We start from the raw sequence: 16098 nt of genomic DNA, 5'->3' as shown, positions 1-16098 counted from the left end.
ATGGGTAAGCCGAATTCCTTTGAGCTGGACGGCCGCGGGCCCTCGGACCGGCAGTTGCTTCTCACCGGCACCGTGGTGGTAGTGGTCGCGGCGCTGCTCACCGTCGCGATGCTGCTCAAGTCCACCGGCCGGCTCAACGACTATGTCCGGGTGGTCGCCGATCTGGTCAACGTCGGCGACGGGCTGCCGCAGAAGTCCGACGTCAAGTATCACGGCGTGCTCGTCGGGACGGTCGATGATGTGATCCCGGCGTCCAACGGAAAACCCAACTACGTCCACATCGATCTCAAAACCGAGTACGCCAAGTCGATTCCGGCCGGGGTCACCGCTCGCGTGGTGCCCAGCAACGTTTTCGCGGTGTCGTCGGTGCAGCTGGTGGGCTCGGCGAGACAGCAGGGCCCGGGCGGGGCGATCCGCCCCGGCGCGCACATCCCCGAAGACACCCGGCTTCCGACCGTGCTGTTCCAGACCACCGTCAGCAAGTTGCGCGACCTGCTCGCCGCCGCCGGCCGTGGCCGCGACGACAGATCCATCGGGATCCTGGCCGCGCTGGGAGCGGCCACCGACCACCGCCGCGTTCCGTTGCTGAACGCCGGGGCGCAGCTGAATCGCCTTCTCGACCAACTGAATTCGATCGTCAGCACCGACACCGGGCCGTCGACCGTGTCCGCGCTGGTTGACGCGGCTCGTGGGCTGCAGGCCACCGCACCCGATCTGCTCGACGCCTTGCACCAGGCCGTCGAACCGATGCAAACCTTCGCCGAGACGCGGGGGCAGTTGACCGCGCTGCTCTCCGGCGCCGAAGACACCGTCGCCACCGTGCATCAGTCCTTCGACCATCACATCGACCAGCTCATCCACATCACCAGCGATTTCACCCCGGTGCTGGGTGTGTTGGCGATGAAGTCGAACAACTTCGTGCCCGCGGTCACCAAGTTGGACAACCTCGCCAACAGGTTCATGGAGGAAGTCTGGGTGCCGGGCCAAGACGTCGGCAATATGCGCGCGATGCTGACCTTTACTCCTAGCTCCACCTACACCCGCGCGGACTGTCCACATTACGGAGACCTGAAGGGGCCCAGCTGCTTTACCGCACCGCTGATCCCGGTGCGCCCCGACCTGCCGGAAGTGCTGCTGCCGCAGAACTATCAGCCGCCCAAGGATCTGGCGCCGCCGCCGGGAACCGTCATCGGGCCCAACGGAAACCTCGTCGCCGTCGGACCACCGTTGATCAACCCGAATCCCGACCTGACCGACCCCAATCCCCCACTGGCCCCTGGGATTACACCGTCGCCGCCGGTACCCGGCAGCGCCAACCCCGATAACCCGGCACCCGGTGCTCCGGCAACTCCGTCGCCGAACGCACCGTGGGTTCCGCCGGTGGCGCCGAAAGCACCGTGGATACCGCAATCGTCCTTCGGAGGCAACGTCGGACCCGTCGGCAGCCAATACGAGCGGAATATGCTCAGCGTGATCACCGGCCAGACCGCCACGCCGGCCACCGAGCTACTGCTGGGACCCGTGGCCCGCGGATCCACGGTCTCTTTGAAGTCCGGAGCAGCGAGATGAGATTTCGTGCGCCGCTGATCGGTCTGACGCTGTTCATGGTCGTCGCGCTGACGCTGACCTGGCTGGTGTACGTGAGCCTGCGACGTGACGTCGCCGGCGACACGACCAAGTATTCGGCACTGTTCACCGATGTCTACGGGCTGCGCGAAGGCGACGATGTCCGGATGGCCGGAGTGCGGGTGGGCCGGGTGGAAAGCGTCGAACTCGACGGAAAACTCGCGAGAGTCGCTTTCGTGGTGCAAACCGCTCAGCACCTGTACGGCAACACCGTCGCGTCGGTGACGTACCAAAACATCGTCGGACAACGTTACCTCGGGCTGTCGTTGGGGCCCCAGGGCAGTCGAGGCCTGCTGCCGCCGGGCAGTGTGCTGCCGCTGGAACGCACCGAACCATCCTTTGACGTCACCGCGCTGCTCAACGGTTACGAGCCGCTGTTCAGTCTGCTGAACCCGCAGGACGCCGACAACCTCACCAAGGGAATCATCGCGTCGCTGCAGGGCGACACCTCGTCACTGACCACGCTGATCAGCCAGACGTCAACGCTCACACAGACATTCGCCGGACGAGACCAGGCCCTCGGCGACGTGATCACCAACCTCAACAAGGTGGTCGGCAACCTGGCGCGGCAGAACGACAATTTCGACGGCGTCATCACCCAAACCCGCGACGTGGTCGACCAACTCGACCGCCGGCGTCCCGAGCTGGTGGCCTCGCTGGGTTCCCTGTCCCGGGTGATGGGCCGGCTCTCGACGTCGGCCAACGACGTCTACCCCGCGCTGCGTGAATTCATCGACCGCAAACCCGGGGTGGCCAGGCACCTGATGGATGTCGAGCCTCAGGTGGCCTTTTTCGGCGACAACATCCCGCTGCTCCTCAAAGGGCTTGTCCGAGTGGGTAACCAGGGCGCCTACGGCAACGCCTATGTGTGCGACGTCAACTTCATGGGCTTCTTTCCCGGCCTGAACGACGTCGTGCCGATCATCGTCGCCGCCGCCACCCCGGGAAACAAGACGTGGCACACACCCAGATGCAGGAGCACCGCCGGTGGCTGATACGTCTGTCCGGCTTCGGCTTTCGAGGATCAGGAAGCGTCCGCTGGAAAGCTACAACACCACCTGGATGGGGTTTATCGCCGTCACGGTGGTGGCGGTCGTGATCGGGGGCATGCTGGCGGTCCACGCGCTCGGTGCCGGTTACCGGCACTACACCGCCGAGTTTCTGCAGGCCGCCTCGCTGCGGCCCGGCAACCCGATCGTGGTCGCGGGCATCCCGGTCGGCGAAGTGACCAGCATGAAACTCGACGGCGATCACGTCGAGGCGGGGCTGAAGATTCGCGACAACATCGTGCTGGGCAAGGATTCTCGAGCCACGATCAAGGTCACCACGATTCTGGGATCGCGTTATCTCTCGGTGCAGCCCAACGGCTCGGCCGCACTGCCCCGCGGAACCTTTGACCTGGCGCACACCGAGGTTCCCTACGACTTGCAATCCGCATTGCAGGATGCCACCACGACATTCGAGCAGGTCGACTCCGACCGGTTCGCGCAATCGCTCGCGGTGCTGGGCAAGCAACTCGAGGGCTTGCCCGCGGTGGTGCCACAGGCGATGACGAACATTCACTCGCTGTCGTCCATCATCGCTGTGCGACGCGACCAACTCGGTCAGCTGCTGGGGAGCACCGAACGGGTGACCAACACATTGCGGCGCCAGCAGGCCGGCCTCGGCAACCTGATCAACCAGGGACAGGACCTGCTGGGCCAATTCGTCGCGCGGCGAGCCGTTTTCCACGCGATGATGCAATCGCTGACCAACCTCGTCGACACCATGAGCCAGATCATGGTCAACGACCGGTCCGGTCTTGACTCGCTGATCGCGGACATGCGCGACTTCACCGCGATGATGGCGCAACACGACGACCTGATGAGCAACCTGCTGCAAATCAGCCCAATCTTCTTCCGGGAGGCGGCCAACCTCACCGGCGAGGGCAACGCGCTGAATTTCAACGCCAACAACGTCCCGCTCGTCGACTCGTGGATGTGCGCCATCAGCGGCCGCGCCAAACAGTTCGGGATGATCCAATACTTCAAGGACTGCAAGTGATGGCCTCGAAGATCCGGTCCAGGGCGGTGGCCATCGTCGCCGCCCTGGTGGTGGTGGCCGCGGCCGCCGGGGTCGGCTGGTGGTACCTGGCACCTGATCAGGACACCATCACGGTAACGGCCCAATTCGACAGCGCCTCAGGCCTTTACGAGGGCAACGTGGTCGCCGTATTGGGAATGCCGGTGGGCAAGATCACCAGAATCAACGCCAAGGGCGGCTATGTCGAAGTCGAATTCACCGTCGATCGCCACGTCAAGGTACCCGCTACCGCCCAAGCCGTCACGGTGTCCACCTCGATCCTCACCGACCGGCAGATCGAGCTGACGCCGCCCTATCGCGGCGGTCCGGTGCTGCAGAACCACGACACCATCGGCCTGACCCGAACCAAGACGCCCGTCGAATTCAGCCGCGTGCTCAGCGTTCTCGACAAGGTCACCAAGTCGCTCGAGGGCGACGGCCACGGCGGTGGCCCCGTCGCCGACGTACTCAACAACGGAACCAAGGTTGTCGAAGGCAACGGCGGGCAGATCAAATCGGCGCTCGACGAGCTGTCCCGGGCGCTGCGCCTGTCCAGCGACGGCGGTGCGGCGACCCGCGAGCAGATCACCACAATCGTCAAGAACATCAGCGCGCTGTTCGACGCGGTTGCCGCCAACGACGGCAAGCTGCGCGAATTCGCCTCCACCATCCACCAAGTCAGCCAGATCATGGCCGACGAGGACATCGGCGGCGGCAGTACCGGACGGAGATTCGACCAGCTGGTGCAACGGGCCGGTGAGCTGCTCGACACCAACCGGGACACCATCAAGAAATCTCTGTCCAGCGGCAACAAAATGCTGACGATGGTGACCAATCAGCGGCGCGACCTCGCCGAGCTCCTCGATGTGGCACCGATGCTGGCCGACAACGCCTACAACATGATCGACCGCGCCAACGGTGCCGTGCGCGCCCGTTTCCTCACCGACCGATTGGTCTTCGACAGCCAATACACCAAAGAGATCTGCAACCTGATGGGCCTGCGGCAACTCGGATGCAGCACCGGAACAATCCAGGACTTCGGGCCGGATTTCGGGTTGACCTACGTGCTGGACGGCATGGCCGCGATGGGGCAGAAATGATCACCGCCCGCGCCCGCGTCGCACTGGCCATCGCGGCCACGGTGCTGATCGCCTCCGGATGCGGCACGAATGGTCTTGCCAGCCTGCCTCTTCCGGCTCCGGGGCTGGGTTCGGGCGGATACAGCTTGACCGCGGTGTTCTCCAATGCACTCAACCTTCCGATGAACGCCAAGGTGAAGCTCGCCGGCGCCGACGTCGGGCAGGTCGAAGCGATGGTCGCACGTGACTACACCGCGGTCACCACGCTGCGGATCAGAAACGGGGTGCGGCTGGCCCGCGGTAGTACCGCCGAATTGCGCACCGCCACACCGCTGGGCGACGTGTTCGTCGCGCTGAAGCCCCCCGCCGACGATCCCGTCGACGATCCGATGCTGCACGACGGCGACACCATCGGCCTGGATTCGACGGCCGCGGCGGCGACCGTCGAATCGGTGCTGAGCTCGGCGGCGATCCTCGTCAACGGCGGAGCGGTGCGCAATTTCACCAACATCATCAACGGTTTCGGGAAGGCCACCGGTGATCAGGGCCAGGCGTTCGGTGAGCTGATCCGCAAGTCCAACCAACTGGTCGCAACGCTCGACGGCAGATCGGGCCAGATCTCGGGCGCGCTGACCGAATTATCACGTCTGGCAGACGAACTCGATGCCAAAGACGCCACCGTCACCGACTTGATGACCGCGGCCCGGCCCGCCACCTCGGCCCTGGCCGACAACACCACCCAGCTGTCGGATCTGGCGGTGCAGGTGGGCAACACCTCCCGGTTGCTGGCCAGGTTCCCGTCGATCGGGGGAACCGACACCAGCGGGCGCAGCATGATCCGCGACCTCAACACGATCGCCGGGGCCGCCAACGACGTTGCGGTAAGCCCGGATACCAGCTTTTACGCGATCAACCGGCTGATTCCCCCCTTGGTCAAATCGACGTCGGGAAGCGCGATTTCGGTGCACGTGGGCGTCGACAAGCTGATCCTCGGATCGTTGCCCGACATCGGATATCCCGGCGACATCGGGCTGCACGGGCCGCACCACTACAACATGAACCTTCTCGTCGGCACCCTGAAATACACCCTCTGGCGCCTGCAAGAACGCGTGGTCGGGCGCGGCCCGAACTCCCCGCAGGTTCCCGTCGTGCCCGACCCGAACGTCCCGGGCCAAATCGACATCGCCCCCGGTCCTTTGTCGCCGGCGCCGGGACCGCGGCCATGATCGCCGCGGCGGCCAACGTCGTGGTCCGGGTGGTGCGGGCGGCTCACCGCCAGCAGGTCTGGCTGTCGGTGGCCGGACTGGTGCTCACCCTGGTGGTCGGAACCGCTTACCTGCTGATCGGGGCATTGCGAGTAGCACCGCTGGCGTCGTCCTATCGAGTCACCGTGCAGCTACCCGAATCCGGTGGCCTGCTGCCCAATCAGGATGTGGCGTTGCGCGGCGTGCGGATTGGTCGCGTCGAGTCGTTGCAGATCACCGACAGTGGAGTCAACGCGATCGCCAGCATCTCCTCGAAGGTGCGGATTCCGGCCAGCAGCGTCGCGCGCGTGTCGGCGCTCTCGCCGGCCGGCGAGCAGTACATCGACTTCCAAGCCGAATCCGACGCCGGGCCGTACCTCCACGACGGCAGCCTGATCGCGCCGGCCCACACCAGTGTTCCGGTCAGCCTGGCGCAGTTGCTCGGCGACGCCGACGGGATGCTGGCCCAGGTCGACCCCCGCAAGGTCGAGCTGATCAAGAAGGAACTGAGCCTGAGCAGCCAGGGCCCGGCGAAGCTGGCCGCCATCGTCGACGGCGGCACGTTCTTGTTGTCGACGCTCGACTCGGTGCTGCCCCAGACGACCAGCATCATCAAGACCAGCCGGGTGGTGCTCACCCTGGCGAGTGATAAGAACGCCGGATTAGCCTCCACCGCAACCGAACTCAACCGCACGTTGTCCGGGGTTGCGCGCATGCAAGCCGGCTACCGGCGGCTGACCGCGCAGACACCGCAGACGCTGTCGGCGGTCGACAAATTGTTCTCGGACAATTCCGAGACGATGGTGCAGCTGCTGGGCAGCATGGCCACCATGTCGCAATTGCTCTATCAGCGGGTGCCGGCGCTCAACGCGCTGTTCCCCGACTACCGTGGCTCGGTGCTGGACGCGGTGTCGAGCTCCTTCCACGACCAGGGAGTCTGGGCAATCGCCGACCTCTATCCCCGTTATGTGTGTGATTACGGGACGCCCGCGCACCCGCCTTCGGCCGCGGACTACTACGAGCCGTTCATGTACACCTATTGCCGCGACACCGACCCCGCCGTGTCGATCCGCGGGGCCAAGAACGCGCCGCGCCCGGGCGGCGACGACACCGCCGGTCCGCCGCCGGGAGCGGACCTGGGCCGCAGAACCGACCCAACACCCAACGGCCGCTTCACGATTCCGACGCCGTACGGCGGACCCCCGCTGCCGATCGAACCGCCCCACTGAGACCGACCTAAACTCTGACGGAGGAGTTGACTGTGACCGCTACATCCGAGAAAGTTGCCGAGGCCGAAATGCCCGAAGCGCCAAGCTCAGAACCCGAAGACGTCGAGGGCACCGACGTCAAAGACGATGACGCCGAGGGCACCGACGGCATAGACGAGGGCGTCAAGGACGCCGAAGTGGCCGACGAGGACGACGAGGACATTCCGTTCGGGCGCCAGGCCAACAAGGACAAAGCCGACAAGACCCGGCTGCGCGATCGGCCCTGGGGGCGCTACCTGCGCCGCAGCGCGTTGCCCCTGTTACTCGTTGCCTCGCTTGCGGTTAGCGGCCTGCTGGGCTGGAAGCTGTGGCAAGAGCATCAGGTGAAGGAGGCCGGCCAGCAGGCTCAACAGGCCGCGATCGCCTACGCACAGGTGCTCACGAGCATCGACTCCAACAAGGTCGACGAGAATTTTCGGCAGGTGCTCGATGGCGCGACCGGCGAGTTCAAAGACATGTACACCCAATCCAGCGTGCAACTTCGGCAGCTGCTGATCGACAACAAGGCAAGCGCGCACGGCGTGGTGGTGGATTCGGCGATTCAGTCCGCATCCACGAACAAGGTTGTGGTGCTGGTCTTTATCGACCAGACCGTGGCCAATTCGCAGTCGCCCGATCCACGCATCGACCGCAGCCGGATCAAGATGACGATGGAGAAGGTCGACGGCCGCTGGCGGGCCAGCAAAGTCCAGCTCCTCTGAGCCGATGAGCCAGGCCATGCGTAAGAGACTGAGCGCCGCACTCCTGTTGCTCGCCGCGACGGCGATTCCCGATGCGGCCACCGCGCGGGCCTCCGCCCCGTCGTTCTGCGGTGAGCTCGGCGGCGACTGGGACGGCCAGTACTGCCACACCACGGTGACCTCGGAACGCAATGCCGTCCGTGACATCAAGGTCGCGCTGCCCGGTGAGCTGATCGACAACCCCGCCACCAGTGGTGTGGTGCGCGACTATCTGCACACCCTGGTCAACAACTGGCGCAATGCCAACGCGCACATGGCCGCCGACAGCTATGGCGAGGAGAACTACGAAATCTTCCGGCACGGCAACCTGCTGAGCGCGGTGTTCCACGAGGACTACCACGCCGACGGGCCCAAGCCGAACAATGCCTACCGCACCTTCACGTTCGACATGGCCAGCGGCCGGCGGTTGCAGCTGTCCGATGTGACGACGTCGAATCCGCTGACCGCGATCCCACCGCTGGCGCAGCCCTTCATCGAAACCGCGCTCAATCAAGCACCGCCCCCGCACGACCGCGGGACCTACCCGTTCATCGTCGATCGCTGGACTCCCGACAAGGTCTACTCCGGGGCGTACAAGGCGTGGGCACTGACTCCCGACGAGTTGATCCTCTACATGCCGGACTATCCCGTCGGCCACGACGAGCCGATCAACTTCTCGCCGGGGCTGCCGCAGTGGTACATGGACGGCGGCACCGTCCAGGCCCACATCCCCCTGGCGGCGCTGGCCCCGGTCCTGCGCATCTAGTCGGCGGCCTCGCCGCGTACAGTGGCAGTGGTTAAGTCACCTAACTAACGCGGAACCAGGAAGGGAATGCCCATGGCGCGCACCGAGAATGACACCTGGGATCTGGCCTCCAGCGTCGGCGCGACCGCGACGGCAGTCGCGACGCAACGCGCGATGGCGTCGCAGGGACCGGATGCGCTGCTCGACGACCCCTGGGCCGATCCCCTGGTGCGCGCGGTGGGCAGCGACACCTTCATCAAGCTGATCGACGGTGAGCTCGGCGACACCAACGATCCGGTGATGAACCGAAAGGCTGTGATCGAGCAGATCACCGTGCGCACCCGGTTCTTCGACGACTTCTTCCTGCAAGCCGCCGGTGCCGGCGTGCGGCAGGCGGTGATTCTGGCGTCCGGTCTGGACACCCGGGCCTACCGGCTGCCGTGGCCGGCCGACACGGTGGTCTACGAAATCGACCAGCCCGGGGTGATCGATTTCAAGACCCGCACGCTGGCCGACCTCGGTGCACAGCCGCCCGCGCAACGTCGCACGGTCGCGATCGACTTGCGCGAGGACTGGCCCGGCGCGCTCGTCGACGCCGGATTCGATCCCTCCAAGCCGACCGCGTGGAGCGCCGAAGGCCTACTCGTCTATCTGCCACCGGAGGCGCAGGACCGCTTGTTCGACAACGTCGCCGCACTGTCGGCCCCGAGCAGCCGAATCGCCTGTGAGCACATGGATTTCCGCAACATTCCCGCGGATTGGGCAGACAAGCTCACCGAGAGGTCGCGGCGCATCGGCTCGAAGATCAATCTGGCCGAGTTGTTCTACACCGGTGATCGCAACGCCGCCGGCGAGTACCTCAGCGAGCGCGGTTGGCGGGTCGACATCACCACGACCGAGCAGGCCTTCTCCGCCCAGGGTTTCCAGCTTCCGCAAGACGAGCTGGCGTCGTTCGGTGGATCCTCCGGTTACCTGTCGGCGGAGCTGGGCGCGGACACCGAGGCGACGGAGTCCGTGTAAGCCGGGCTGACGCGGGTACACCTCGGTGGTGTCCTCGCTGCCCGACGATCTACGCCGACTCGCCAAAGCCCATGGGGTGGCGACCTTTTACCGCAATGAACGGCGTGAGCCGGTAGAGGTCGACGCCGACGTCGTGGTCAAGGTGCTTTCCCTGCTAGAGGTGGAGGCCGCGACCGAACCCGCCCGCCTGCGCGAGCTGGACAAGCTGGCCGAGCGGGAGGGAGCCCTGGCACCCACGATCGCCGTACGGGTGGACGGCCGCAGCCGGCCGTTCCCCGGTGCGGTGGGATTGGTCGGCGAGGATGGGGCCGAGACCACCCTGCGCGAGGAACTGCCGGCCGATCTATCACCGGGGTGGTATCGGCTGCACACGCGTGACGGCCAGGAAGTCACCCTGGTGGCAGCCCCGCCCCGGGTGCCGCAGACACCGGCCACCTGGGGATGGATGCTGCAGCTCTACGGGCTGCGTTCCGGACGATCGTGGGGCATCGGCGATTTGGCGGACCTGCGCGAGTTCATCGAGTGGACCGCGGCCGAACACGGCGCGGGCGCGGTCTTACTCAACCCGCTGAATGCGCCCGGGCCGACGCACCCCGTGCAGCCCTCGCCCTACACGCCGTCCAGCAGACGATTCGCCAATCCGCTGGCGCTGCACATCGAGGACCTCGACGCTTACCGTCGGGCCGACCCCGCGATGCGCGCGGAAGTCGATGCGCTGCGCGTCGCGCCCGATACCGAGCGCGTCGACCACGATCTCGTGTGGGCGGCCAAGCGCTCCGCGCTGGAATTGTTGTGGCGGGCCGAGGGCCGGCCCAGCCCGCTGGACGAACCGGGGTCGTCCACGGGGCTACGCGATTGGGCCACCTACTGCGCGTTGGCCGAGCGCCACGGCGGCCGCTGGCCGCAATGGCCTCAACCTCTACGAGATGTCAACGGACCGGCCGTGATTGCGGCCCGCAGCGAACTGGCGCACCGAATCGCCTTCCACGCGTGGGTTCAGCAGCGTTGCGCGGAGCAACTCCGCGCGGTGCGCGATACCGCGCGCAATGCCGGTATGGCGCTCGGCGTTCTGCACGACCTGCCGGTGGGGGTCGATTCGGACGGGGCTGACGCGTGGGCGCTGGCAGACATGCTGGCGGCCGGGGTGCACGTCGGTGCACCGCCGGACAACTTCACCCCACGCGGCCAGGATTGGGGATTACCGCCATGGCGTCCGGACCGGCTCGCCGCCACCGGATACACCGCGTTGCGAGACATGTTGCGCGCGATAGTCGTTCACGCCGACGGCTTACGGATCGATCACGTCGCCGGCTTGTGGCGGCTGTGGTGGATTCCTCCCGGCGACACCCCCGATCGAGGCACCTATGTGCATTACGACGCCGATGTCATGCTCGCGGTCCTTGCTCTCGAGGCACACCGGGCGGGCGCGACCGTCGTCGGCGAGGACCTGGGCACCGTCGAACCGGAAGTCACCGAAGCACTCGGCGAAAACGGCATGCTGGGTTCTGCCGTGTCCTGGTTTACCCGCGACGAATCAAAGCCCGAACAACCGCTACTGGCCGCATCGGACTGGCCAACGCGGGTGGCCGCCAGCCTCTCCACGCACGACTTACCCACCGCGGCGGGTTTTTTGCGTGGTGAACATGTGCGCGTGCGCGCCGAACTCGATCTGCTCAACGACATACCGGCCGAACAAGCCACGGCCGACAAGGAAAAAGCCGAGTGGCTGGCATTGTTGCGTGCCCACGGGCTATTGCCGGCCGATCCGGACGAAGCCGCGATCATCTCGGCGATGCATCGCTTCTTGGCGGCGACCCCGAGCCGGTTGAAGCTGATCTCGCCGTACGACATCATCGCCGAACCGCGGCAGCCCAACTTGCCTGGCACCATCGACGAATATCCGAATTGGCGGCTGCCCCTGCCGCAGACGCTCGAGCAGCTGCGTGTCGATCCACGAGTGTCCGAGATCGCCACCGTCTTCCAGGCCGCCGCCGAAAGCTGACCCGGGTAGTTCGTCAGTTGGCCTGGCGGCGGCGCAGGTCGATCGAAATGACATCCGCGATGTGCTCGTCGTGCACGCGCTGGTCATGATCGTCCGCGGCCGTCCTGCTGCGGTGGGTGGACCAGCGCACGCTTGCCGCCAATTCGTGGTAATCCCACGCCAAATCGCCGATTTCGCGCTTGGCCCGGCCCACCGCGGTGTGCAGCGCCCCGACGATGCGCCGGACATGCAGCACCGTCACGCCGACGGCCTCAACCGCTATATCCGCAATGCGATTGCGCTCTCGCTCAACCATGACATCCCTCCCAGATGCCTATCGAGTTTAAGGCTCAGTCCTCCGGGTTGTAGCCGAGGTTGGGGCCGAGCCAGCGCTCGGCTTCGGCCAGGGTCCAGCCCTTGCGCTTGGCATAGTCGGCGACCTGGTCCTGAGCCATCCGGCCGATCACGAAGTACTGCGACTGCGGATGCGAGAAATACCAGCCGCTGACGGCGGCACCCGGCCACATCGCCATCGACTCGGTCAGCTCGATGCCGGACCGCTGAGTGACGTCCATCAATTGGAAGAGCGTCACCTTCTCGGTGTGCTCCGGGCAAGCCGGGTAGCCAGGTGCCGGACGGATTCCCCGGTATTTCTCGCCGATCAGGGCCTCGTTGTCCAGCTGCTCGTCCGGCTGGAATCCCCAGAACTCCTTGCGGACCCGCTGGTGCATCCGTTCGGCGAACGCCTCGGCCAGCCGGTCGGCGAGCGACTCCAGCAGGATCGCGCTGTAGTCGTCGTTGGCCGCCTTGAACTCCGCGATCTTGTCACCGCTGCCCAGCCCCGCGGTGACGGCAAAGGCACCGACGTAGTCCCGGTGACCCGTATCTTTGGGGGCGATGTAATCACTGAGCGACCGGTTCGGAATGCCGTCGCGGTGCTCGCCCTGCTGGCGCAGGTTGTGCAACGTGGTCAGCACCTCGGTACGGGTCTCGTCGGTGTAGATCTCGATGTCGTCACCCACCGCGTTGGCCGGGAAGAACCCGATCACGCCATTGGCCGTCAGCCACTTCTCCTTGATCAGGGTGTCGAGCATCTCCTGGGCTTCGTCGTACAGCTTGCGGGCGGCCTCGCCCGAGGTCGGGTTGTTGAGGATGTCGGGGAACCGGCCCTTCATCTCCCAGGCGTTGAAAAACGGCTGCCAGTCGATGTATTCGCGCAACTCGGCAAGGTCGTAGTCCTGAAATTCTCGTATTCCCGCACCGATCGCGGGCACCGGCGGCGTGTAGCCGTCCCACTCGATCGGCGTCCGGTTCGCGCGGGCTTTCTCCAGCGTCAGCATCGGCCGCTCGTTCTTCTGCGAGTGCCGCTCGCGAAGGGCCGCGTAGTCCTTCTCGGTGGCCTCCAGCAGGGCCGGACGCTGCTTGTCGTCGAGCAACGCCGCGGCGACCGGCACCGAGCGCGACGCGTCCTTGACCCAGACCACCGGACCGCTGCGACGCGGCGACACCTTCACGGCCGTGTGGGCGCGCGAGGTGGTCGCGCCCCCGATCAGCAGCGGAATTTCCAGCCCCTCGCGTTCCATCTCGACGGCGAAGTTGACCATCTCGTCCAACGACGGGGTGATCAGCCCGGACAACCCGATGATGTCGGCCCCGTGCTCCTTCGCCGCGGCCAGGATCTTCTCGGCGGGCACCATGACACCGAGGTCGATCACTTCGAAGTTGTTGCACTGCAGGACAACTCCGACGATGTTCTTGCCGATGTCGTGGACGTCGCCCTTTACGGTCGCCATGATGATCGTGCCGTTGGTGTCCTTACCGGCGGCCGCGCCGGAGGTGACCTTCTCCTCCTCGATGAACGGCAGCAGGTACGCCACGGCCTTCTTCATCACCCGGGCCGACTTCACCACCTGGGGCAGGAACATCTTGCCCGAGCCGAACAGGTCGCCGACGACGTTCATGCCGTCCATCAGCGGGCCCTCGATCACCTCGATCGGGCGGCCACCCGCGGCGGCGATCTCGGCCCGCAGTTCCTCGGTGTCCTCGTCGACGTGGGCGTCGATGCCCTTGACCAGCGCGTGGGTGATCCGCTCGCGGACCGGCAAGTTGCGCCACTCGGCCACCGCCGCTTCGTCGGACTTCTCCGTGCTGTTGAACCGCTCGGCAATCTCGAGAAGCCGCTCGGCCGCGTCCTCGCGTCGGTTCAGCACCACGTCCTCGATGCGCTCGCGCAGCTCGGGGTCGATGGAGTCGTAGGGCACCAGCGCACCGGCGTTGACGATGCCCATGTCCAGGCCGGCCTTGATCGCGTGGAACAGGAACACCGCGTGGATCGCCTCGCGGACGGGGTTGTTGCCCCGGAACGAGAACGACACGTTCGAGATACCGCCGGAGATGTGCACCCCGGGCAGGTTCTCCTTGATCCACGCGCAGGCCTCGATGAAGTCGATGCCGTAGGTCGCGTGCTCTTCGATACCGGTGGCCAGCGCGAAGCAGTTCGGGTCGAAGATGATGTCCTCGGGCGGGAAGCCGACCTCCTCGGTCAGGATCCGGTAGGCACGCCCGCAGATCTCCTTGCGGCGCTCCAGGTTGTCGGCCTGCCCCTGCTCGTCGAAGGCCATCACGACGACGGCGGCACCATACTTGCGGCACAGCCGTGCTTCGCGGATAAACTTCTCCTCGCCCTCCTTCATGGAGATCGAGTTGACGATCGGCTTGCCCTGCACGTTCTTCAGGCCCGCCTCGATGACCTCCCACTTGGAGGAGTCGATCATCACCGGGACGCGGCTGATGTCGGGCTCGGCCGCGATCAACTTGGTGAACCGGTCCATCGCGGCGACGCCGTCGATCATGCCCTCGTCCATGTTGATGTCGATGACCTGCGCGCCGACCTCGACCTGCTGCAGGGCGACCGACAGCGCGGTGTCGTAGTCCTCGGCCTTGATCAGGTTGCGGAATCGCGCCGACCCGGTGATGTTGGTGCGCTCACCGATGTTGACGAACAGGGAGTCGTCGGTGATGTTGAGCGGCTCCAGCCCCGAGAGCCGGGTGGCCACCGGGATCTCCGGCAACTCGCGCGGCGCTTTGCCCTCGACGACCTTGGCGATTTCGGCGATGTGCGGCGGCGCCGTTCCGCAGCAGCCGCCGACCAGGTTGACCAGGCCGGCCTCGGCGAAGTCGGCGATGTAGGAGGCCTGCCGCTCCGGGGACTCGTCGTACTCGCCAAAGGCGTTGGGCAGACCGGCATTCGGGTAGCAGGACACGAAGGTGTCCGCGATCCGCGACACCTCGGCGATGTAGGGCCTCATCTCCGGTGCACCCAGTGCGCAGTTGAGGCCCACCGCGATCGGCTTCGCGTGCCTGATCGCGTTCCAGAACGCCTCGGTGACCTGACCGGACAACGTCCGCCCGGATGCGTCGGTGATGGTGCCCGAGATGATCAACGGCCAGCGGCGGCCGCGCTCCTCGAACAGCGTCTCGACGGCGAACACCGCCGCCTTGGCGTTCAGCGAGTCGAAGATCGTCTCGATGATCAGCAGGTCGGCACCGCCGTCGACCAGGCCGTTGACAGCCTCGAGGTAAGCCGCGACCAGCTGGTCGTAGGAGACGTTGCGGGCGCCGGGGTCGTTGACGTCCGGCGAGATCGACGCGGTCCGGGTCGTCGGTCCGATGGCGCCGGCGACGTAGCGCGGCTTGTCCGGGGTGCTGTACTCGTCGGCGGCCTTACGGGCCAGGGCGGCGCCGGCGTAATTCAGCTCGTAGGCCAGGTCGGCCATGTCGTAGTCGGAGAGCGAGATCGCGTTCGCGTTGAAGGTGTTGGTCTCGAGGATGTCGGCGCCGGCCTCGAGGTATTCGCGGTGGATCCCCTCGATGATCTGCGGCTGCGTCAGGGTGAGCAGGTCGTTGTTGCCCTGAAGGGCGGTCGGCCATTCGGTGAAGCGGTCGCCGCGGTAGCCGGCCTCGTCCGGGCGGTCGCGCTGGATCGCCGTGCCCATCGCGCCGTCGATCACCATGATCCGCTGGCGCAGCGCCGTCGTCAGTTCGTCGGTGCAGTCGGGGCGGATGTTCGGCGCGAAGGTTTTCGACACCGTGCTCGATTCGGAGGCGCTCACGTACGTTCCTTCCATAGCGGAAGGCGTCCTTGACTCTGCCGAGCGTGGCGGCTACCGGCAGGAACCGGCAAACCGTTGCAACGCCTCTCGACCAGAAAAGTCTACGTCCTCCCCCGACGTCTGGACGCCCAGCTCGATCAGACCCACTCGGTGCTCGCGGATCGTGTCGGCAGTGTAGTAATTACCAATGGTAACCAGTTTGCTGCCGAGCGTATTTCGTGTCGACCGCGTCGGGCAGGCCCG

12 protein-coding genes are annotated in these 16098 nt (G+C 65.9%); 10 read left to right on the top strand and 2 right to left on the bottom strand.

Annotated features, from left to right (window positions below; all coding sequences use genetic code 11):
* The 10 genes from AC5Y5O_RS26085 (at nt 1) to malQ (ending at nt 11764) form a co-directional block, all read left to right on the top strand.
* Nucleotides 1–1569 (top strand): MlaD family protein, encoded by a 1569-nt coding sequence (locus AC5Y5O_RS26085; RefSeq protein WP_096288447.1) that lies wholly within the window; start codon nt 1–3, stop codon nt 1567–1569.
* A complete protein-coding gene (locus AC5Y5O_RS26080) occupies nt 1566–2621 on the top strand; it encodes an MCE family protein (RefSeq protein ID WP_096288449.1) in 1056 nt (351 codons plus the stop codon). The genes AC5Y5O_RS26085 and AC5Y5O_RS26080 overlap by 4 nt, the downstream gene beginning before the upstream one ends.
* Before the next feature lie 67 nt (nt 2622–2688).
* Nucleotides 2689–3669, top strand: coding sequence for an MlaD family protein (locus AC5Y5O_RS26075; protein WP_500028059.1), 981 nt, complete (start codon nt 2689–2691; stop codon nt 3667–3669).
* Entirely contained in the window at nt 3669–4787 is a 1119-nt protein-coding gene (locus AC5Y5O_RS26070) for an MCE family protein (protein WP_500028043.1), read from the top strand. The genes AC5Y5O_RS26075 and AC5Y5O_RS26070 overlap by 1 nt, the downstream gene beginning before the upstream one ends.
* Nucleotides 4784–5992: an MlaD family protein gene (locus AC5Y5O_RS26065; protein ID WP_096288453.1), complete on the top strand. Its 1209-nt coding sequence runs from the start codon at nt 4784–4786 to the stop codon at nt 5990–5992. Before AC5Y5O_RS26070 ends, AC5Y5O_RS26065 begins: the two co-directional genes overlap by 4 nt.
* Nucleotides 5989–7239: an MlaD family protein gene (locus tag AC5Y5O_RS26060; RefSeq protein WP_096288455.1), complete on the top strand. Its 1251-nt coding sequence runs from the start codon at nt 5989–5991 to the stop codon at nt 7237–7239. Before AC5Y5O_RS26065 ends, AC5Y5O_RS26060 begins: the two co-directional genes overlap by 4 nt.
* Before the next feature lie 32 nt (nt 7240–7271).
* The gene (locus AC5Y5O_RS26055) at nt 7272–7979 is read left to right on the top strand and encodes an Rv1363c family protein (protein WP_423790903.1); all 708 of its coding nucleotides are present in this window, start codon (nt 7272–7274) and stop codon (nt 7977–7979) included.
* A 16-nt stretch (nt 7980–7995) separates the two neighbouring features.
* Nucleotides 7996–8763, top strand: coding sequence for a mannan-binding family protein (locus AC5Y5O_RS26050; RefSeq protein ID WP_500028040.1), 768 nt, complete (start codon nt 7996–7998; stop codon nt 8761–8763).
* 72 nt (nt 8764–8835) lie between these two features.
* A complete protein-coding gene (locus AC5Y5O_RS26045) occupies nt 8836–9762 on the top strand; it encodes a class I SAM-dependent methyltransferase (protein ID WP_096288457.1) in 927 nt (308 codons plus the stop codon).
* Nucleotides 9763–9799: 37 nt separating this feature from the next.
* Nucleotides 9800–11764 carry a 4-alpha-glucanotransferase gene (gene malQ / locus AC5Y5O_RS26040; RefSeq protein WP_096291200.1) on the top strand — a complete coding sequence of 655 codons (1965 nt, stop codon included), beginning with the start codon at nt 9800–9802 and terminating at the stop codon, nt 11762–11764.
* Nucleotides 11765–11777: 13 nt separating this feature from the next.
* Here malQ and AC5Y5O_RS26035 read toward each other — a convergent pair whose 3' ends face one another.
* Entirely contained in the window at nt 11778–12059 is a 282-nt protein-coding gene (locus tag AC5Y5O_RS26035; protein WP_096288459.1) for a hypothetical protein, read from the bottom strand.
* A gap of 34 nt (nt 12060–12093) precedes the next feature.
* Entirely contained in the window at nt 12094–15870 is a 3777-nt protein-coding gene (gene metH / locus AC5Y5O_RS26030) for a methionine synthase (protein ID WP_500028036.1), read from the bottom strand.
* Nucleotides 15871–16098 lie beyond the last annotated feature (228 nt).

Source organism: Mycobacterium sp. NGS40 (assembly GCF_059812735.1).
This window is presented reverse-complemented; position numbering and strand designations above follow the sequence as displayed.

Coding starts and splice junctions, on each gene's coding strand:
- AC5Y5O_RS26085 (WP_096288447.1), top strand. CDS start 1: ATGGGTAAGCCGAATTCCTTTGAGCTGGACGGCCGCGGGCCCTCGGAC.
- AC5Y5O_RS26070 (WP_500028043.1), top strand. CDS start 3,669: ATGGCCTCGAAGATCCGGTCCAGGGCGGTGGCCATCGTCGCCGCCCTG.
- AC5Y5O_RS26035 (WP_096288459.1), bottom strand. CDS start 12,059: ATGGTTGAGCGAGAGCGCAATCGCATTGCGGATATAGCGGTTGAGGCC.
- AC5Y5O_RS26060 (WP_096288455.1), top strand. CDS start 5,989: ATGATCGCCGCGGCGGCCAACGTCGTGGTCCGGGTGGTGCGGGCGGCT.
- metH (WP_500028036.1), bottom strand. CDS start 15,870: ATGGAAGGAACGTACGTGAGCGCCTCCGAATCGAGCACGGTGTCGAAA.
- AC5Y5O_RS26080 (WP_096288449.1), top strand. CDS start 1,566: ATGAGATTTCGTGCGCCGCTGATCGGTCTGACGCTGTTCATGGTCGTC.
- AC5Y5O_RS26075 (WP_500028059.1), top strand. CDS start 2,689: ATGGGGTTTATCGCCGTCACGGTGGTGGCGGTCGTGATCGGGGGCATG.
- AC5Y5O_RS26050 (WP_500028040.1), top strand. CDS start 7,996: ATGCGTAAGAGACTGAGCGCCGCACTCCTGTTGCTCGCCGCGACGGCG.
- AC5Y5O_RS26065 (WP_096288453.1), top strand. CDS start 4,784: ATGATCACCGCCCGCGCCCGCGTCGCACTGGCCATCGCGGCCACGGTG.
- AC5Y5O_RS26045 (WP_096288457.1), top strand. CDS start 8,836: ATGGCGCGCACCGAGAATGACACCTGGGATCTGGCCTCCAGCGTCGGC.